Here is an 18,897-nt window from a genome sequence, read left to right on the forward strand (position 1 = left end):
GTTTTTTCAGGCCCCTTTTTGCTGGCACGGTTGGCTATGCACCTCCACAACGGTGCCATAAAAGTTTCAACCGCATCGTGTGGGTGATGCCAGGAATTCAGTGTTCGACGCCTGCGGCTCCGAAGTCCCTGCGCCCTCACATCTCTAAATATGTGTGCAGCCTCCGCTGCTCTGTGAGCAACGACTTCAGGGCTTCGGCGGCATCCTTTTGCGCGCTGGTCTTGCGGCGGCTGGTGGGGGCCTGCACGAGCTGGGCGGGATCGTAGTGGACGCTGCGCAGCATGTGGTCGATGGTGTCGGCCTGGACGATGTGCTGAATCTTGAAATCGTCGTCTTCGTCCACGATGACGTGGGCCTCGTTGGGGGCGCCGAAGAGGTTGTGCCGCATCCCGAGGATGTCCTGGTAGGCGCCGGTCAGGAAGAACGCCACGTAGTAGGGCTCGCCGGTCTTGGGCTCGTGCAGCGGGATTTCGTCGCGCACATCCTTCAGATCGATGAACCGTTCCATCTTGCCGTCGCTATCGCAGGTGATGTCGCACAGCGTGGCGGACAGGGTCGGTTGCTCCTTCAGGCGGTGGATGGGCATGGCGGGGAAGAGCTGGTCGATGGCCCAGTGGTCGGGCATGGACTGGAAGATGCTGAAGTTGGCGATGAGCTTGTCCGCCAGGCTCTTGTTGAGATCCTGGAATTCCTCGGGGATGTATTTCAGGCTCTTGTGGCCCAGGATGCGCGAGAGTTTCCGGCAGACTTCCCAGAACAGGATCTCCCCCTTGGCGCGGTCCTCCAGGCCCAGGTAGCCCAGGTTGAAGAGCGTGAGCAGCTCGTCCTTCTGGGTGATGGCGTCGTGGTACATCTCGCTGAAATTCTTGATGGAGATGTTGTCGCGGGTGTAGGCCAGCTCCTTCAGGATCTGGGGTTCCTTGCCCGTGAGTTCGACCTTGTACTTGGTGTGGGTGGTGTCGATCAGGCCGATGATGTCCACGACCACGATCTGGTGGTAGGCCACGATGGCGCGCCCGGACTCGCTCAGGAGATCCGGCATGGGCACCTGTTCCTGGGCGCAGATGTCCTTGGTGGTGTAGACCACGTCCGCGGCGTACTCCTCGATGGAGTAGTTCATGGAAGAGCTGAACGTGGTTTTGGAGCCGTCGTAGTCCACGCCGAGGCCGCCGCCCACATTGAGGTACTGGATGGGAACGCCCAATTTCCTGAGCTTGGCGTAGATGCGGGTGGCCTCCTTCATGGCGGCTTTCACGCTGCGGATGTCCGTGATCTGCGAGCCAATGTGGAAATGCAATTCCTGGACGCTTTCCATCATGCCGCGCCGGTCCAGGGTCTCGACGGCTTCGAGGATCTCGCGGGTGGTCAGGCCGAATTTCGCGTGGTCCCCGGCGCTGGATTCCCACTTGCCCTTGCCCATGGAGTTGAGCTTGGCCCGCAGCCCCAGCAGGGGCATGACCTTCAGCTCCTTGGCGACTTTCAGGATGAGCGGCAGCTCGGTCATCTTCTCCACGGTGATGAGGCATTTCCGGCCGGCCTTCTGGGCCAGCAGGGCCATGCGGATGAAGCTCTCGTCCTTGTAGCCGTTGCAGAGCACCATGGCGTCGGGATGCAGCTCCATGGAAAGCGCGATCATCAGCTCGGGCTTGGAACCGGCCTCCAGGCCGTAGTGGTACTTGGCGCCGGCCCGGACGATCTCCTCGACCACTTCCTTCATCTGGTTGGTCTTCACCGGGTACACGCCCTGGTAGGAGCCGTCGTAGGCGAACTCCTTGATGGCCTTGCGGAATGCCTCGTGCAGTTCGATGACGCGGTCCGCCAGGATCTGGGGGAAACGCAGGGTCAGGGGCGTGCGGACGCCCTTGCGCCGCAGGTGCTGGACGATCTCATAGACATCCGCCACCAGGTTCTCATCCTGGGTGGGCGCCACTTCCAGGTGCCCTTTGCTGTTGATCGCAAAGTAATCGTTGCCCCATTCCTTCACGCCGTACAAAGTCGCGGCATCCTGGATCGTCCAGTGCTTCATGGGCATCGATAGGGCCTCCCGTGGAAAACGGCCTAAAGCCCTTTATAGGGGAAAATACCGAGTCGTACCAAGAAAAGTTCAGGGCGATCAGATTGCGCCGTGTTCCGCGCTTCCAAGGATCAAGTCCAACGTCCGGATCCAATGCCGGACCCGGACTCGCCTCAGGGCTGTGCGCCGTGTCCGCGCGCGCCATTGGGAAGGCCCGAGACGCAGGCTGGCCGCGGGCTCGGTATGAAGCCGGTTCGGATGGCCCCAGAGTCCGGCATCGCCAAATATCGGGCTGGCGTTCCAGGGGCAGACCTCCTGGCAGATGTCGCAGCCCGCGGCCCAGCCGCTCCGCGCGATGGCCGCGGCGACTTCAGGCGGCGGCTCCGCCTCGGTCTCGATGGTGAAGGTGGTCATGCAGCGGTTCGGATCCAGGCGGAAGGGCATGATGGCCTGGCTGGGACACGCATCTATGCAGGCCGTGCAGGAGCCGCAATGTTCTGATGAGAATGGCTGGTCTGGCGGAAGTTCCGCGTCCAGCAGCAGCACCGCCAGGAATCCCCAGGAGCCCTGCTTGCCCATGATCAGCAGCGTGTGCTTGCCCTGCCAGCCGAGCCCCGCCCGCACCGCCATCTGCCGTTCCATCAGCGGCGCCGTGTCCACGCACACCCGGCCCCGCAGGCCAGGCCTTTGTTCCTGGGCCTGCTTCAGCAGGTTCTGCAGTCGCGGCTTCAGCAGGATGTGGTAGTCCGTGCCCCAGAGGTAGCGGCTGAGTTTCAGGCTGCCGGGTTCGGCTCCTGGGACCGCATCCGGCCGCGCATAGGGGAAGAAGCCCACCAGCGCGGTCCTGGCGCCTTCCATGACCCGCTGCGGATCGAACAATGTCTCCGCATCGAGGTAGGGCAGGTGCGTGGCGCCGCCTTCAGAAAACCAAGCCTGGAGGCGGCCCCGTTCCGCCTCGAAGGGTTCGCAGGACGCGAAGCCCACCCGGGCGAAGCCCAGGGCGAGGGCCTCGGCCCGCAGCCATTCCTTGAAGGCGGGATCGTCCATGGGGATAAGGATAGGGGAAAGGGGAGCGGTGGGCTTTCAGCCCAATCGGCATTAGGCTGGAGGTCCACGAACCCGAAGGCCGAGCGCCAACCGCCCTCCTCCCATGAACCTGCCCAACTACATCACCTTCGCCCGCATTCTCATGGTCCCGATTCTCGTCGTGGTCCTCATGACGCGGGTGCAGAACCATCTGATCATCGGCGTCACGCTGTTCTGGATCGCGTCGCTCACGGATTGGCTGGACGGGTATCTGGCGCGGCGCTGGAACGAAGTCACGGTGCTGGGGAAGCTCCTGGATCCGCTGGCGGACAAGTTGCTGGTGGCGGGCGCGCTCATGAGCCTGGTGGAGCTGAACCTGGCGCCGGCCTGGATGGCCTTCATCATCCTGGCTCGGGAGTTCGCCATCACCGGGCTGCGCGGCATCGCCTCGGAGGAAGGCGTCACCATCGCGGCGGGCACCGTGGGCAAGTGGAAGCTGGGCGCCCAGGTGGCGGCCATTTCCTGCCTGATGCTTGGACCGAAGCTGGACCCATTTCTTCACACGCTGACCAAGCGCGAGATCTTCCATTTCTTCATCCAGCTCAACCGGCCCTACGCCTTCTTCTCCGGCATGGGCATGATCCTGATGTGGATCGCCGTGGCGCTCGCCATCTGGAGCGCGGCGGTGTATTTCAAGGATTTCTATGATGCCGTGGGAGAACGCCTCTTCAATGGTTCAGGCAAGCTCACCGGTAATCCGAAATCCGCAGTGCATGATGATGCCGCCAGCCATCCAGGGCATGGCGGCGATGGGGGCAACATCCAGTGATCCGCCGGTATCTCCTCGCAGGCCTGTTCACCTTGCTGCCGATGGTGGTGACCCTTTGGATCCTGAACTGGATCTTCGGCGCCCTCATCGGCATCTTCCGGGGGCCGCTCGTGTTCGTCTACACGGCCCTGCGCCTGCCGGAGCCGGGCTATTGGACCCTGGCTTTCTTCTCGGCCATCGCCACGATCCTGCTGCTCATGCTGGTGGGCGCCTCGGTCGGGAATTTTGTGGGCCGGCAGCTCCTGTTGTGGATGGATGAGCTGATGCTCCGCGTGCCGGTGGTGAAAGGTGTCTACGGGGCCACCAAGCAGCTCATCAACGCCATCCAGAGCGGGCAGGGCGCCAACAGCGGCGGCGGATTCAAGGAAGTGGTGCTGGTGGAATGGCCCCATCCGGGCTCCTACACCCTGGGCTTCGTGGCCCACCGCGACTGCTCCTGGGCCATGGAGGGCGGCGAGCGCATGATCGCCGTCTACATCGCCACGGCGCCCAATCCCACCTCCGGCTATGTGGTGATGGTGGATGCTTCCAAGGTCCGCCCCGTGCAGCTCCGGCCGGACCAGGCGCTCACCTGGGCCGTCAGCGGCGGCGTCATCATCCCCAGCAGCGCGAGGCTCCCGGAAAAGGGAGACATGTGATGCCAATTCGCAGGCAAAAAAATGATTCACCGCCAAGGCGCCAAGACCGCCAAGAAAAGCCTGCAGGTGTGAATTTAGGTGCTTGTTATCGCGGTATCAACCAAGTTGATAGACGATATACAAAGACTTGGCGCCCTTGGCGTCTTGGCGGTGGGTTCTTTTTCTTGATGAATGAATGCGAGTTAGCATGACTGCCCTTGCTGGCAAGCGCATCCTCGTCACCGGCGCCGGCAGCGGGATCGGGCGAGCGGCGGCGCGGATGTTCGCCGAGCGCGGCGCGGAGCTGGTGCTCGTGGGGCGCCGGCTGGACGCGCTGAAGGAGACGCTTCCGAACGCCCTATGCGTGTCGCTGGACCATTCCGATGATGCAGCGGTGGCGGCCTTCGCGGCCCAGTGCCCCGAGCTGGACGGAATGTTCCTCAATGCCGGCCAGTTCCTGAAAGGCAGTGTTGAATCGTCGGACCTCTCCACCTTCGATCAGATGATCGCCGCGAACCTCCGTGGACCTTGGCTGATGTGCCATCACCTGGGATCGAAGCTCAAGATCGGCTCCAGCGTTGTGTTCACAGGCTCCAACATCGGGCTCCGCGCCATCCCCGACAGCGCCGCCTACAGCATTTCAAAAGCCGGCGTCCACATGCTGACCAAGGTGCTGGCCCTGGAATGGGCGCCCCGGAAAATCCGCTGCAACGCCATCGCGCTCGGCCCCATCCACACCGCCATGGTGGATGCGCGGTTGAAATCCTCCAGGGACCGGAAAGCCGATCTGGCCCGGCTTTCCAAAGTTAACCCGCTCAAGCGGCTGGGCCTCGAAGTCGAAATCGCCGCCCTCGCCGCCCACCTTTTGGGCGATGAAAGCGTCTGGACCACAGGGTGCGTGATTCCCGTGGACGGCGGGGCGGACGCGGTGTACTGAAACCGCTTGAAACCGCGAAAAACGCCAAACTACGCGAATAAGGAAAAGAGCTGTGGGTCTGAATTGAGATCCCGATCTTATTTCGCGTTCTTTAGCGTTTTTCGCGGTTCAGTATTTTTCTATTTCATTGGGATGGCGCCGCCAGCGGGCCAGGTGGTGTCGCCGATGCGCTTGAGGTTCATCTCAAAGAAGCGGATCGGCTCCTTGTCCGGCACCAGGCGGTCGCCGACCTCGCGCCATTCGCCCTTCTTGATGGTCGCGGTGTAGCGGATGGTCATGGGGCCCGCAGGGATTTCCCACACGTAGCCGTCGGCGTTCGGGGTCAGCGCGAAATCGCCGACCATGCCCTGGGCATGGGAATGCATCGTGAATTTCTTGGTGCCTGGATTGTAGGAGATGGTGCCGAAGGCGTTGAACGCGACCTTGCCATCCGTGTCGTAGCCCCGGCCTTCGATGACTTTCACGGCTCCATCCAGGAAGGGGCCGATGCGCTCGGTCTGGGTGAGGGTATGCTTCTCGCCGGAAGGCAGGAGGGTCCAGGCGGCGCCCCGCCAAGCGCCATCCATGAAGGCGAGCGAAGCCATCGCCTCGCGCTGGGCCTTCAAGAGCGCCGCCGGGTCCGGGCGCCCCTGGCCGAATAAAGTCGAGGCCGCCAGTAGAAGCGCAAGCGCCGCGAATTGAGATCTGGCCATTTCAAATCCTCCTGAAAGCAGCGGCCGCATGGGGCCGGGTGATGGCAAGGCCTGATGGTGATGCGGGTCCAGCGCGCATCGCCGGAAATTCCGTCAACGGGCCCTGCGATCCGGCTGGAAGGCGGGAATGGCCCGCCGGGCGGAGCGGGGCTCGGCGCATGGCTCTCGCGAAGTCCTGTCAGACTCACTAGCAGATCTCGGGAGACCGCCACTTGATTGCTGATCCGCCAAGGCCGGTTGCGTGGCCCGAAGCGCCCACGGCCCCATGCTCCGCCGCGGCGCAGGTGGACGTGGACGTGGCGATCGTCGGCGCGGGCATCCACGGCTGCGCGCTGGCCCGCGAGTTGACGCTGCGCGGCATTTCCTGCGCGGTGGTGGACCGGGGCGCCGTGGGCGGTGGCACCTCGCAGTGGTCCTCGCAATTGCTGCACGGCGGCATCCGGTATCTGCAGACCGGCGACATCAGGCAGATGCGCGAAGGCCTGGTGGAGCGCGCCGCCTGGGCCACCCTCGCGCCCTGGCGCGTGAAGTGGGAGAGCTTCTGGATGCCCCATCGCGGATTCTTCGAAGGGCTGTCCCATCGCGTGGGCATCGGCCTTTACGATGCCTGGGGCCGGAACCGGCCCGGATGGCCCCCCGCGCTGCGGCTGGGCGCGGTGCCGTCCTCGGTTTTCGAAGCGGATCCCCGGGCGGCGGCCTCGCCCTTCAGCGGCGCGGTCGCTTACGCGGATCTGATGACCTGGGACCGGGACCTGGTCCGGGATCTGGCGGCATCCAGCGCCGCGATCTGGCTGGATTTTCATGAGATCGAAGGCTTCGACGATGAACCAGGCATTCTCAAAGCCGCGCACGCCCGGGATCTGCGGGATGGCACCCGGCGCACGGTCGCCGCCCGGAAATGGGTGTTCGCGCTGGGGCCCTGGAACGATGCGCTGCTGCTCCGCTGGTTCGGCGATGGCTGGAAGCGCCTGCGCCTCTCCAGCGGCATCCATCTCTGGTTCGACGCGCCGGACCTGCTGCAGCGCGGCTGCGAACACCCGTGGGCGATGCTGCGGGGGGAAGGCCGCATCCTGTTCGTCATCCCCCGGGACGGCCTGCTGCAGGTGGGCACCACCGAGCGGGCCGTGGAAGATGGCTGCGTGCCGATTCTGGAGGCCGAGCGCGAAGAATTGTTCAAGGCGCTGGAGGACAACATCCCATCCGTGCAGTGGCGCAAACTCGCCGTGCGCCTGGAGGAGTCAGGCGTGCGGCCCCTGGTGCGGCCTCCCAAGGACAAGGCCCACACCGCCAACCTGAGCCGCGAGGCCATCCTCGAAACCCATCCGAAATTCTCGAACCTGCGCCTAGTGCTGGGCGGGAAGCTCACTACCGCCCGGGCCCTCATGGACCGCCTCGCCACGGAGCTGAGCGGCCAGGCCTGCCCGGAATCCCGCACGCGCCCCTTGCACAAATGGGATGGACAAAGCGCCGGACTCCAGTAAAATCGAGAGTCCCGCTCATCGCGAAAGCCGTCAGCGGAACTTTGAGAAGCACCGGTCCCGTAGCTCAGCTGGATAGAGCATCAGACTACGAATCTGAGGGTCGTACGTTCGAATCGTATCGGGACCACCAATCAAAACAACACTTACGGCCACCATCAAAAGTGGCCGTTTTTGTTGTTGTCCCACCATTGCCACATTCTTGCCAGAGGCATACATACTCCAGGCCTGTCTCTTGATGGGGTAGTCAGGAGGCCGATAGCTATCGCCTGTATGGGTTGCTTCAACTCAGGTCACCCCTGGGGTGTGGACGGACGCAGTAGTGAGATTGAGAGGGGCAGGGTCTCTCAATCACTTCGGAAAGCGAGAGGGTCTAGGATTCCGAACCCCGCAAGTTGGGCATGACCCTATGCTGAGTGGAACCCCGCACAGAGGGATTGGGTGTGACATTCGGGGAGCATGCCATGATTCCGTGACTCCAAATGTAGTCGACACTAAAGCCCTATCAGCGATTCGATATTCGGGGCTGTTCATGGAAAATGAAAGAATGGCCTGAAGGGATCTCCATGACCGAACCGTTGATCACTTACGCTGGGCTACTGGCGGATATCAAGGGTCGCATTCAGGCGGCCCAGACCCGCGCCGCTCTAGCCGTGAATCGTGAGCTCATCCATCTTTATTGGGAAATCGGCCAGGTCATCCTCCAACGCCAGCAGGTGGAAGGCTGGGGCGCGAGGGTCATTGATCGGTTGGCTTCCGATTTGAAGGAGGCTTTCCCGGCCATGAAAGGGTTTTCTAGCTCGAACCTCAAGTACATGCGGTTCTTTGCAGAACGGTGCCCCGAGGCTCTAATTGGTCAGCAGCCCGCTGACCAATTACCGTGGTTCCACCTCGTGACCCTTCTCACCCAACTGGACAATAATGAGGAACGGGCCTGGCTGGCCGCTCAGACTGTCCAGCATGGGTGGTCCCGCACGACGCTCCAAATCCACATCAAGAACCGCCTCTTCCATCGTCAAGGGCAGGCCGTGAGCAACTTCGAGGCGCGCCTGCCCACGCCTCAGTCCGCACTGGCCCAGGAAACACTGAAGGATCCCTATCTCTTCGACTTCCTGGGACTGGGGGAGAACGCCCATGAGCGGGACATCGAATCCGCCCTTGTCCGGCACATCACACGATTCCTGCTGGAACTGGGGGCGGGATTTGCTTTCGTGGGGCGTCAGTACCGGCTGGAAGTGGGCGGCGAAGAGTTTTTCATTGACCTGCTCTTCTACCACACGCGACTGAAGTGCTATGTGGTGGTGGAACTGAAAGCGACGGCCTTCAAGCCAGAGCATGCAGGCCAACTCAACTTCTACCTCTCGACGGTGGACGCGAAGGTGAAAGCCCCGGAAGATCGACCCACCATCGGCCTGCTGCTCTGTAAAACCAAGAACCGCATCGTGGCCGAGTATGCCCTCTCCGGCATCGAGAAGCCCATGGGTGTGGCGGAATACCAGTTATTACGGGCGCTCCCTGAACCCCTGGATACGACGCTTCCGACCATCGAGGCCATCGAGGCTGAGCTGAGCCTCGATATCGAGGACGACGCACCTGAGGACCAGGTGGGAAAATAGGTCTGCCGACCTCTATGACCACACGGGCCGACATTCTCCAACGCCTCCAAGAATTGGAGGGGGATCTGCTTCAGAAGGAAAGGGAAGCGGAGGCCACCAGGACCCAAATCCAGAGGCAGAGGGCGGCATTGGCTGAACTTGAAACGGCGCAAGCGGCTGCTGGCGCGATTCAGGCTCCGCAGACGCCCAAGGAGAAGGTCGCCTTATTCAGAAGCCTGTTCAGGGGCCGTGAGGATGTCTTCCCCAGGCTGTGGATCAGCCGCAAGACGAAGCGGAAGGGCTACTCCCCGGTATGCGCGAATGAGAATGACCGCCTTCTCTGCGATAAGTTCCAGGGGAAGTGCGGGGCCTGCCCTAACCGTGTCTACGTTCCTTTGAATGACCAAGTCATCGTGGATCACCTCCAGGGCTCCCACGTCATCGGGGTCTATCCGATGCTGCCCGATGAGACATGCCGGTTCCTCGCAGCGGATTTTGATGGCGAAGGTTGGCAGGAGGATGCCCTGGCCTTTATTGCCACCTGCCGCCAGCATTCGGTTCCAGGGACTATGGAGCGTTCGCGATCAGGAGAAGGGGCGCACGTGTGGGTCTTCTTTTCGGCCCCGGTGTCTGCGGCATCGGCACGGAAGCTGGGATGCTTCCTCCTTACAGAAACCATGAACCGGCGGCATCAGTTGAGCATGAAGTCTTACGATCGGTTGTTCCCCAACCAAGACACCATGCCGCAGGGGGGCTTCGGCAACCTCATCGCGCTCCCGCTACAGCAAGGGCCACGCAGGGAGGGCAACACGCTCTTCCTGGATGAGAATCTCCGTTCCTTCCCCGATCAATGGGCTCACCTGGCCTCGCTAGATCGGATGACGCCTGGCGCTGTGGAAGCTTTGGCGGAAACGGCCACCCGCCAAGGCCAAGTGCTCGGCGTTCGTTTCGATCCCCTGGATGACGGCTTGGACCAAACCCCGTGGGAGCGCCCACCTTCGGGCAAGCCACGAAAGGTGCGAATCGCAGAGCCTATTCCCCCCATCTTATGCGCGATCCTTTCGAACCAGCTCTTCATCGAGAAGAAAGGCGTGCCCTCTGGTTTTTTAACTGAGATCAAGCGACTGGCGGCATTCCAGAATCCAGAGTTCTACCAGAAGCAGGCCATGCGCTTCTCCACGAGTGGAACTCCGCGGGTGATCTGTGCGGCGGAGGAGCACTCGCTACACCTCGCCCTTCCTCGGGGGTGCAGGGACGATGTGGAAACGTTGCTCGCGGAACACGGGAGTCGCCTGGATGTCGAAGATCGAAGGAACTCTGGCGAGGCCGTGGAACTTAAATTCCAAGGAACGCTTACTGACCTCCAGAAGGACGGGGCTGCAGCCCTCCAGCCCTACGACATCGGCATTTTCGTGGCGCCCCCCGGCACAGGCAAGACCGTGCTCGGAGCCTACATGGCGGCCCTCAGGGGGTTGAACACCTTGGTGCTGGTCCATCGAAAGCCCCTGCTGGACCAGTGGCGTGCGCAGCTTCAAACCTTCTTGGGACTCGGAGCCAAGGAGGTCGGACAAATTGGAGGTGGGAAGCACAAACCCACGGGTCGGATCGACGTAGCCATGATTCAAAGCCTCACTGGCCGCGAAGGCGTCAGCGATCTTATCTCGAACTATGGCCACGTAATTGTGGATGAGTGCCACCACGCCCCGGCCGTTTCCTTCGAAAAAGTGATGAAGGAAGTGCGCGCTCGTTACATTCTTGGACTGACTGCCACGCCCTGGCGACGAGACGGACTTCAACGGCTGTTGCATTTCCAATGCGGCCCCATCCGATTCCAAGTAGCCGACAAAGCACATGCGGCACAACAGACATTCACCAACCATCTACTGGTTCGTGAAACCCGGTTCATGGGTCAAGGCACCATCCAGGATCTCTATGCCGCCCTCGTCGCGGATCCGCTGCGGAATGAAATGATCCTCCGCGATGTGAGGCAGGCTTTGTTAGAAGGCCGGTCTCCCATCCTCCTTACGGAGCGGCGTGAACACTTGAATTGGTTGGCGGAGGCCTTGAAGGACGCGGCCAAGCATGTGGTGGTCCTTCACGGCGGAGTACCCGCCAAGACCCGCCGAGAAGCGTTGAAGGGCCTTGCTGAGGTCCCAGCGGACGAGCCCCGGCTCATCCTGGCGACGGGTCGCTATATCGGCGAGGGTTTCGACGATCCCCGCTTGGACACTCTTTTCATGGCCATGCCCATCGCTTGGAAAGGAACCCTCATCCAGTACGCAGGTCGCCTGCATCGCAACAATCCCGGCAAGTTGGAGGTCCGAATATACGACTACCTGGACGCATTGATGCCCTTGTTTCGGAGGATGTTCGAGAAACGGCTTCGAGGGTATCGGGCCATGGGTTACTCACTGAATGAGATCCCGGGCCTCCCCTTCCTGGAAGCCCTCCCATAATGCCCTCCAATTTCCACCGAATTCATGCCTTCAGTTTCTCGCCCTTTTCCACTGGTTTATCTTTACTCCGGGCCGGGACATTTCCTCTTTCAATGCCGAGGTAATCCAATGTGCCGTTCCTTGAGATGAAGTGGCCAGAACCCGTGCCCTACATCGCCACGGCTTTCGGGTGGACGATGCGCTCGAAGTCTTTGTAGGCCATGCGGACGACTTCGGCGTGGTTGCCGGCGTTGAAGGCGATTTCATCGTCCTCGGCGAGCCGGGGATCCACCAGGACCTCCATGCCGAAGAGGTTGCCGAAGGGAGGCATGGCGCCCACCTCGCAATCCGGGAAGTCGAAGCGGAATTCGCCCTCCTTGGCGATGCCGACGTGCTGCACCCCCACGGAGCGCCCGAGGCGCTCCACACTCACATGCTTCGTCGCCGGAAGCACGGCCATGGCGAGCCGGCCGTCCAGGTCCACGATCACCGTCTTGGCCATGTCCTTGCCGCTGACATGGGCCGATTCCGCGGTCTCCATGGCCGTGTAGGCCGTGCGATGGGGGATCGAGATGTACTTCACGCCGTTGGAATCCAGGAAATCCTTGAATCGAGGGGCGAGCATACGACCTCCTTCTTTGAGAGATGCACCCAAGGATCGGTCCGGAGGGGAGGGGGAACAATCGGGAAAAACGGGGCGGCCCCAAGGGTTTCCCAAGCACATGGCAGGACGGCTTAGAGGATCGGCTGGAGGGGCAGCGTTCCCCAGAAACGGCTGGACCGGCGCTTGCCGGGAGTGGCGTGGGAATCGGGATTGTCGCGGAGGGCATCCCAACTGTTTCCGGGCTCCATGTCCCGTTCGATCCGCAGCTCCACCTGCCGGGCCGCGTCCGGACTGGGGATGAGCACACCCACTTCGGTGTTCAGGTTGGCGGAGCGGGGATCGAGATTGAAGGTCCCGACGAAGAGGGTTTTCCCATCCACCACCAGGGTCTTGGCGTGGAGGGAAAGGGTCGGTTTCCAACCCTTGCCAAGGGCCGATCGCGGGACCAGGTCGCCCATGATGGCGGGCTCCGGCTTGAATTCGTAGACCCGGATGCCTGCCTTCAGGATCGCCTTGCGCTGCTTCTGGTAGCCGCTGAAGGCCTGCAGGTTGTCGGTGGATGCCAGGGAGTTGGTGCTGATGCGCACTTCCACGCCCCGTCGCACCAGGGTCCTGAAGAAATCCAATCCACTGGGGGACAGGACCACATAGGGGGATTGGATGGTCACCCGATGGCGGGCCGAGCGGAGCAGGTCCATGAGCGCGCCGGTGGTGCGGCCCCCGCCCCCGAGGCCAAAATGGTTGTCGTTCTTGCCGGGCAGATCGCACAGGAAGGCAGCATCGGACCAGGCCATTCCTTCGGTCAACTTCGTGAATTTCTGCGTCAGGTTCTGGGTGGCTTCCCGCACTTCCGGCGCATAGTTCTCCCGGTTCCCCGCGTAGGCATGGAGCTCTGAATAGATCGCCTGGATGCGCGCCGGGGTCAATTTCCGGACTTCGCCTTCCAGGAGCCGGTTCACGGGAACCGCCAGCGGGCTGGCCCAGAAGCGCTCGAAGCTGGCGTTGATGTCCGCCACGATGGGGCCCAGCACCAGCACGTCCCGGTCTCGGAAATTGTAGGTGTGGTCGAAATCGTAGTATTCGTCGGCCATGTTCCGGCCGCCGGTGATGGTCACCAGGCCGTCGAAGGTGGCGGTCTTGTCGTGCATCCGCTGGTTGGAGGCGCGGAATCCGGTGGCCAGGTTCACGATCCGCTTCACCTTCGAGGTCCCCACCGTGTGTTTGGGGTTGTAGATGCGGATCTCGAAGTTCGGGTGGGCCGCCAGGGCCACCATGGCTTCCGGTGCCGCATCGATCAGGAGATCGTCCACGAGCACTCGCACTTTCACGCCGCGCTGGGCCGCCCGAAGCAGCGCTTCGGTGGCCAGGATGCCCACGTTGTCCGCGCTCCAGATGAAGTACTGGATCTCGATGCTGCGGGTGGCCTTGTCCGCCAGCCAGCTCCGGGCCAGCAGGGATTTCTCACCCTCCTCCATGACGAAGGTGCCCGTTTTTCCCGGATGGGATGCCTGGAGCGATTGGACGGTGCTCGCGATCTCCCCGGTGGGGGGCTGCCCGGCAGCGCCCGCCTGCGCGGCGGCCAGCGCCAAGGCCAGAATGAGTTTGAAGATGGTCATGATTCCCCGGTTGCCGATCCGAGCGGCCGCACCCGGGTGATGATAGCCCCGGTGGATTTGGCTTGGCCGTTTCATGCCCTCGATTTGACGTAGGGAGTGTTTCATCTTGATCGGATGAACTCGGGCGATGGGAGCTCGTCAATAATATAAACTATTGATAATAAATATCTTAAATAATGGTCTGGAAACTGCTCTCCCCCATGATGGTTCTCTCCTCTAGGGGGGGCGGCCCCTTGGGGCGGAAGCGTTGAATCTGTCCCTTGGAAAACAATCTCATCCTGTGCGGCAGGACCCGAGGTGTTGCCTATCAACAAGGAATGAAGGAGCGAAAGATGAAAAGCAAAGTGGTTCTGCTGATGTCCTCGGTATTCATCCTCACCGCATGCATGGTGCGTTCCACACCTAGCGGTGGACTGGAAATCATCCCGATCTTGCCGACGGTCGTCGAAATCGATGACGACTCTTATTACCAGCACAACGGGTACCACTACTTCTATACCAATGAGCGGTGGTACTACTCGAACGAAAGGGATGGCCGCAGGACGGAATTGCCGAGGTCCCATTGGCCGCGAGAGACTCGGCACAGAGGCCGGAATCGCCACTAAACGCCAACTAAGCGCCGGAGGTGCTTTTGAGCGATCAAGTCCCCATCAAGGCTCCCCGACGGCCCTTCCCGGTCCGCCTTTTAATCTGGACCGTGTTGGTGGTGGGCGCGGGCGTGGCAGGCATCTACCTGGCGGATGAACTGGTCCTGGCGCCTCGGCGAAGGATGGAAGCCAAGGTGGCCAAACTGGAATTGGAAACCGTCCGGCTCAAGACTTACCTGAAACTTCTGGAATACACTGAGCGCCGCGCCCAACTTGAAGTGATCTCCCAGTCGCTGGATTCCACCGGCGAGACCGTGAACAAGCTCCGTTTCACGGAATTGGATCCCCAAGGCGGAGTGGTGGGCGCGCAGCGCATCCTGGAGATCAAGGGTGAGGAAGTCTACGTGGACACTTTGGTCATCAAGTTCGAGGACCACTTCGTGGAGTTGGGCGATCCCTTGAAGGGAAAGGCCCTATTGCTCTTCCGGCGCATCTTCACCAACCGCGTCAGGCCGGATGAAGGCTACGTTCTGGACCACAATGGCATTCCTCCAGAGATCTACGCGGGCCGGACGGCCACGACTCCCTTCGAGCGGGATCTCTGGGCGAGGTTTTGGAAAGTGGCCAACAGCGAGCAACTGGCCAAGCAGGCTGGCGTGAAGGCTATGCATGGCCAGGCCATGTACGGCAGGCTTGTGCCCAACATGGTGTACACGCTCGTGATGCGTTCCACCGGAGAAATGACCATCCCCGCGCCCAAGGCGCCCTAGGAGACCGGGCCAGCTGGGATTCGGTCACCTCTACGGCTGCCCTTCCTCCATCAGGGCCGACAGGGCCTTGAAGGCTGGGTGGTTCTTGTCCCTCGCCCACTCGAATGCCACGGATTCGTGGTTGGTGATGGTGGCGCCGGCGGCGGCCATGCGGTCCAGGGCATGCCTGCGGTGCTCCTCGCCCCGGCCGCTGACCGTATCCCCGGTGAACTGCGTGCTGTGGATCCAGCAGGTCGAGCACTATCTGCATCATGCAGACATGGGCTTCGAGGCCGGCCGTAGGCTCCAAATCGCCATTTGTGACGTGGATCACCACACTCAGGCGAGCCCGCCGTGCAATGTTTCTATCACCCATATCCTTGCCATCCCGACTTGAAGTGTTTCGATGAGGAGAATCTCGTTGAATAAGGGCAAAGTACCCCAGCAATTGATTGTTTTGAGCGCGATCGCCGTGGTCCTCATCGCCGGGTTTTTCGCGATGCGCGCTTACCTGATCCCGAAATCCTTTGGCCAATACGGCCACTATCGCGCGGACGCGATCAACGAGGTCCGGAATCTCCCCGTGAGCTACGCCGGCGTGAATGTCTGCGCAGGCTGCCACGAAGAGGTGTTCGAGAAGAAGGCCAAGGGCTTCCATCGCGGCGTCACCTGCGAGGTCTGCCATGGTCCGGCCGCGGCCCATGCGGAGGACGCTTCCATCAAGCCGGAGGCCCCGCGCCAGCGCGGGGGCTGTCCGCTTTGCCACAACTACAATCCCGCGCGGCCGACCGGGTTCCCGCAGATCATCACGGCCGAGCACAACCCCGGCAAGGCCTGCATGTCCTGCCACAACCCGCATGATCCGGTGCCGCCCAAGACCCCGGAGGATTGCGGTGTCTGCCACCGCAGCATCGCCGCCCAGAAGCTCGTGTCGAAACACTCCTCGGTGGAGTGCACCACCTGCCACCAGGTCCCCAAGCAGCATTTCGTCAACCCGCGCGTGAACCGGGTCGGCAAGCCCACGAGCAACGAATTCTGCGGGAAGTGCCATGGGAGCGAGGTCAAGACCATGCCCCTGGTTCCCAAGGTGGAGACGGCCAAGCATGCGGGCCGCTACCTCTGCTGGGAATGCCACTATCCCCATTCACCGGAGAACACGCCATGAGCATGGACATGAATGAACCCCAGGAGAGCGGTTCCAAAAGGGTGGGGCGCCGGAAATTCCTCGATCTGGTGTTCAAGGCCATGCCCGCCGCGGGCATCACACTCGGAACCTGCGGACTGTCCATCAGCTCCCTCAGCGGGGAGGAGGACAAGAAGCTGGAGCCCCCTTCGGAAAAGAACAATTACGCCATGGCCGTGGATATCCACAAATGCATCGGCTGCGGCCGCTGCGCCTACGCCTGCAAGAAGGAAAACAAGGTCTCGGACGATCCCCACACCATGCGGACCTGGGTCGAGCGCTATGTGATTCCGGTGGAGGGGGATGCCATGGTCGACTCCCCGAACGGGGGCATCGACGGGTTTCCGGATCTGCCCGAGACCAGCAATGTGCTGAAGAGCTTCTTCGTGCCCAAGCTCTGCAACCACTGCTCGAATCCGCCCTGTGTCCAGGTCTGCCCCGTGGGGGCGACCTTCCAGACCAAGGACGGCGTGGTGCTCGTGGACGAGAAATATTGCGTGGGTTGCCGCTATTGCATCCAGGCCTGTCCCTATGGCGCCCGCTACATGCATCCCGAAAAACACGTCGCCGACAAATGCACCTTCTGCTACCACCGCATCGCCAAGGGCCTGGTCCCCGCCTGCGTGGAAGTCTGCCCGACCCAGGCTCGGGTGTTCGGCGATCTGAACAAGCAGAGCAGTCCCATCCGGCGGTTCCTCAGGTTCAACGCGATCAAGGCGCTGAAGCAGGAGCTCAATACGCGGCCGAAGGTCTTCTATGCCAACGCCGATTTGGAGGTCAGGTAAGCCATGGAACCCACCCTCGTCATCGCCATGCTGGAGCCATTCAACGGGTACATCTACCCGAATGAATACTTCCTGCAGTGGGAATTGCTGATCGTTCTCTATCCCTACCTCACGGGACTCGTCGCGGGAGCCTTCATCCTGGCCTCCCTGGAGCGCGTCTTCCACGTGAAGGCGCTCCTGCCGGTGTACCGGCTGGCCTTGCTCAGCGCCCTGGCCTTCCTGATCGCGGCGCCCCTGCCCCTGATGGCGCATCTGGGGCATCCGGAACGGGCCCTGGAGATGCTCGTCACGCCGCACACGGCCTCGGCCATGGCGATGTTCGGCTTCGTCTACGCCTGGTACCTGCTGGTGGTCCTGCTCCTGGAGATCTGGTTCGATTACCGGGCCGATATCGTCCATCTTTCCAATACGAAGACCGGGGTCATGAAGTATGTGTACAAAATCCTGACGCTGGGCGCCACCGACGTCTCCCCGGAGGCCTTGCGGTTCGACGAAAAGGCCGGCCGCCTGATCACCATCATCGGCATCCCGTCGGCCTTCATGCTCCACGGCTACGTGGGATTCATCTTCGGTTCCATCAAGGCCAATCCGTGGTGGAGTTCGGTGCTGATGCCCATCGTGTTCCTGTTCTCGGCCATCGTATCGGGGATGGCGGCGGTGCTGCTCATCTACATGGTCGCGTCCTGGGCCCGCTGGAAGCCCATCGACATGGCCTGCGTGAACAAGCTGGCGGAATTCCTGCTGTACGCGATGCTGGTGGATTTCACCCTGGAAATCCTCGACTTCATCCACCGGCTTTATGAATCGGAAGAATCCATCCACATCCTCTCGCAGCTTATCTCGGACCGGCTGTTCATCAGCCTGATCATCACGCAGGTGTTGATCGGCGGACTGCTGCCGCTGTTCGGAATCCTGGTGGGCCGCTACGGGAAATTCCCCGACGAGATGCGCAAGATGCTCTATTTCCTGGTGGGGATCCTGATCCAGGTCGGCATTTTCAGCATGAGATGGAATGTGGTCATCGGGGGCCAGATGTTCTCGAAGAGCCTGCGCGGCCTCACCATCTACAAAGTCCATTTGATGGGCATCGAGGGGCTCCTGGTGTCCATCGGATTCCTGATCCTGCCCCTGGCGGTCCTGTTCGTGCTGCTCAGGCTGCTGCCGCCCTGGCTCAACGAAAAACAAGAAGAAGAGGCCGTTCCGGTCGCCTGATGGAGGGTTCCGTGAAAAAGATCTCCCGTTTTATGGTGCTTGCGGCCGCCGTTGCAGGCGCGGGCGGGATCGCAGAGGCCAAACCGATTTATAAAAAAGAGATCGGCATTACCTACTGCACTGTCTGCCATGTGAGCGACAAGAAGGCGCCCAACGCATCGAACCCCTTGTGGAAAAAAGCCAAGGAGCACAGCGCCAAGCTCGCCGAGGGGAAAGGGGATTTCGCCGGGAAGAAAGCCTGCAACGACTGCCACAAGGGCAAGCAGAAACCCCCAGCAAGTCCGGGCGTTCCGCCCAAGAAAGGGAAGGGAACCAAGGCGAAGGCAACCAAACCCGCCTGAATCAAGCCCTAGCACGGTCGTATTGGAGGGGCCAGCCCACTTTCTGACCCTGGTCTTCGGCCGCATGCAGCGGCCAATGGGGAACCCGCGGGAATTCGCGGGCCGGCAGGACCATGTCCGCATCTCCGTTGCGGACAATCTGGTCCGCCTACTGGAAATGGTATCTTTAAGGCAGCCTCTCGACCCTTCATCACTCA

The 18,897-nt window shown here is 61.6% G+C and carries 16 protein-coding genes and 1 tRNA gene; 12 read left to right on the plus strand and 5 right to left on the minus strand.

All coding sequences use genetic code 11. The features are described 5' to 3' along the window. Window positions 1-136: 136 nt before the first annotated feature. Window positions 137-2,032 (minus strand): biosynthetic arginine decarboxylase, encoded by a 1,896-nt coding sequence (gene speA, locus IPQ13_14765; protein ID MBL0212154.1) that lies wholly within the window; start codon window positions 2,030-2,032, stop codon window positions 137-139. Between the two features lie 81 nt (window positions 2,033-2,113). Then, window positions 2,114-3,061, minus strand: coding sequence for a tRNA epoxyqueuosine(34) reductase QueG (gene queG / locus IPQ13_14770; GenBank protein ID MBL0212155.1), 948 nt, complete (start codon window positions 3,059-3,061; stop codon window positions 2,114-2,116). A gap of 103 nt (window positions 3,062-3,164) precedes the next feature. Between queG and pgsA the strand changes: the two genes are divergently transcribed. The 3 genes from pgsA to IPQ13_14785 all read left to right on the plus strand — a co-directional run bounded on the left by pgsA (window position 3,165) and on the right by IPQ13_14785 (window position 5,423). Further along, window positions 3,165-3,869, plus strand: coding sequence for a CDP-diacylglycerol--glycerol-3-phosphate 3-phosphatidyltransferase (gene pgsA / locus IPQ13_14775; protein ID MBL0212156.1), 705 nt, complete (start codon window positions 3,165-3,167; stop codon window positions 3,867-3,869). Further along, window positions 3,866-4,507, plus strand: coding sequence for a DUF502 domain-containing protein (locus IPQ13_14780; protein MBL0212157.1), 642 nt, complete (start codon window positions 3,866-3,868; stop codon window positions 4,505-4,507). The genes pgsA and IPQ13_14780 overlap by 4 nt, the downstream gene beginning before the upstream one ends. Window positions 4,508-4,694: 187 nt before the next feature. Then, window positions 4,695-5,423 (plus strand): SDR family oxidoreductase, encoded by a 729-nt coding sequence (locus IPQ13_14785; GenBank protein ID MBL0212158.1) that lies wholly within the window; start codon window positions 4,695-4,697, stop codon window positions 5,421-5,423. 119 nt (window positions 5,424-5,542) lie between these two features. Here the strand turns inward: IPQ13_14785 and IPQ13_14790 are convergent, their stop codons facing one another. Then, window positions 5,543-6,115: a DUF1579 domain-containing protein gene (locus IPQ13_14790; protein ID MBL0212159.1), complete on the minus strand. Its 573-nt coding sequence runs from the start codon at window positions 6,113-6,115 to the stop codon at window positions 5,543-5,545. Window positions 6,116-6,327: 212 nt separating this feature from the next. Here IPQ13_14790 and IPQ13_14795 point away from each other — a divergent pair, with 212 nt between their 5' ends. The 4 genes from IPQ13_14795 to IPQ13_14810 all read left to right on the plus strand — a co-directional run bounded on the left by IPQ13_14795 (window position 6,328) and on the right by IPQ13_14810 (window position 11,644). After that, window positions 6,328-7,596, plus strand: a complete 1,269-nt coding sequence (locus tag IPQ13_14795; protein MBL0212160.1) for an FAD-dependent oxidoreductase — start codon at window positions 6,328-6,330, stop codon at window positions 7,594-7,596. A gap of 53 nt (window positions 7,597-7,649) precedes the next feature. Continuing rightward, window positions 7,650-7,726, plus strand: a tRNA-Arg gene (locus IPQ13_14800). Window positions 7,727-8,159: 433 nt separating this feature from the next. Further along, the gene (locus IPQ13_14805) at window positions 8,160-9,209 is read left to right on the plus strand and encodes a DUF1016 family protein (protein ID MBL0212161.1); all 1,050 of its coding nucleotides are present in this window, start codon (window positions 8,160-8,162) and stop codon (window positions 9,207-9,209) included. Window positions 9,210-9,223: 14 nt separating this feature from the next. Beyond that, entirely contained in the window at window positions 9,224-11,644 is a 2,421-nt protein-coding gene (locus IPQ13_14810; GenBank protein ID MBL0212162.1) for a DEAD/DEAH box helicase family protein, read from the plus strand. Window positions 11,645-11,792: 148 nt separating this feature from the next. Here IPQ13_14810 and IPQ13_14815 read toward each other — a convergent pair whose 3' ends face one another. Both IPQ13_14815 and IPQ13_14820 read right to left on the minus strand, forming a co-directional pair. After that, window positions 11,793-12,248, minus strand: a complete 456-nt coding sequence (locus IPQ13_14815; GenBank protein ID MBL0212163.1) for a YbaK/EbsC family protein — start codon at window positions 12,246-12,248, stop codon at window positions 11,793-11,795. A 110-nt stretch (window positions 12,249-12,358) separates the two neighbouring features. Further along, entirely contained in the window at window positions 12,359-13,843 is a 1,485-nt protein-coding gene (locus tag IPQ13_14820) for a phospholipase D family protein (protein MBL0212164.1), read from the minus strand. A gap of 631 nt (window positions 13,844-14,474) precedes the next feature. On the opposite strand from IPQ13_14820, the gene IPQ13_14825 reads away from it, so the two are divergent. From IPQ13_14825 to IPQ13_14845, 5 genes are all read left to right on the plus strand, one after another. Next, window positions 14,475-15,200, plus strand: coding sequence for a hypothetical protein (locus tag IPQ13_14825; protein MBL0212165.1), 726 nt, complete (start codon window positions 14,475-14,477; stop codon window positions 15,198-15,200). A 400-nt stretch (window positions 15,201-15,600) separates the two neighbouring features. After that, a complete protein-coding gene (locus IPQ13_14830; protein MBL0212166.1) occupies window positions 15,601-16,344 on the plus strand; it encodes a hypothetical protein in 744 nt (247 codons plus the stop codon). 80 nt (window positions 16,345-16,424) lie between these two features. Beyond that, window positions 16,425-17,147, plus strand: a complete 723-nt coding sequence (locus tag IPQ13_14835) for a 4Fe-4S dicluster domain-containing protein (protein MBL0212167.1) — start codon at window positions 16,425-16,427, stop codon at window positions 17,145-17,147. A 27-nt stretch (window positions 17,148-17,174) separates the two neighbouring features. Then, on the plus strand, window positions 17,175-18,359 hold the full coding sequence (gene nrfD / locus IPQ13_14840) for a polysulfide reductase NrfD (GenBank protein ID MBL0212168.1): 1,185 nt from the start codon (window positions 17,175-17,177) through the stop codon (window positions 18,357-18,359). Window positions 18,360-18,370: 11 nt separating this feature from the next. Beyond that, the gene (locus IPQ13_14845; GenBank protein ID MBL0212169.1) at window positions 18,371-18,700 is read left to right on the plus strand and encodes a hypothetical protein; all 330 of its coding nucleotides are present in this window, start codon (window positions 18,371-18,373) and stop codon (window positions 18,698-18,700) included. Window positions 18,701-18,897: the final 197 nt, after the last annotated feature.

This window comes from Holophagaceae bacterium, assembly GCA_016720465.1.
Taxonomy (GTDB): Bacteria; Acidobacteriota; Holophagae; order Holophagales; family Holophagaceae; genus JANXPB01.

Bases quoted from the DNA above. Each gene is read 5' to 3' on its own strand.
- IPQ13_14835 (MBL0212167.1), top strand. From the start codon at position 16,425: ATGCCCGCCGCGGGCATCACACTCGGAACCTGCGGACTGTCCATCAGC.
- pgsA (MBL0212156.1), top strand. From the start codon at position 3,165: ATGAACCTGCCCAACTACATCACCTTCGCCCGCATTCTCATGGTCCCG.
- IPQ13_14785 (MBL0212158.1), top strand. From the start codon at position 4,695: ATGACTGCCCTTGCTGGCAAGCGCATCCTCGTCACCGGCGCCGGCAGC.
- IPQ13_14815 (MBL0212163.1), bottom strand. From the start codon at position 12,248: ATGCTCGCCCCTCGATTCAAGGATTTCCTGGATTCCAACGGCGTGAAG.
- IPQ13_14790 (MBL0212159.1), bottom strand. From the start codon at position 6,115: ATGGCCAGATCTCAATTCGCGGCGCTTGCGCTTCTACTGGCGGCCTCG.
- IPQ13_14810 (MBL0212162.1), top strand. From the start codon at position 9,224: ATGACCACACGGGCCGACATTCTCCAACGCCTCCAAGAATTGGAGGGG.
- speA (MBL0212154.1), bottom strand. From the start codon at position 2,032: ATGCCCATGAAGCACTGGACGATCCAGGATGCCGCGACTTTGTACGGC.
- queG (MBL0212155.1), bottom strand. From the start codon at position 3,061: ATGGACGATCCCGCCTTCAAGGAATGGCTGCGGGCCGAGGCCCTCGCC.
- nrfD (MBL0212168.1), top strand. From the start codon at position 17,175: ATGCTGGAGCCATTCAACGGGTACATCTACCCGAATGAATACTTCCTG.
- IPQ13_14820 (MBL0212164.1), bottom strand. From the start codon at position 13,843: ATGACCATCTTCAAACTCATTCTGGCCTTGGCGCTGGCCGCCGCGCAG.
- IPQ13_14805 (MBL0212161.1), top strand. From the start codon at position 8,160: ATGACCGAACCGTTGATCACTTACGCTGGGCTACTGGCGGATATCAAG.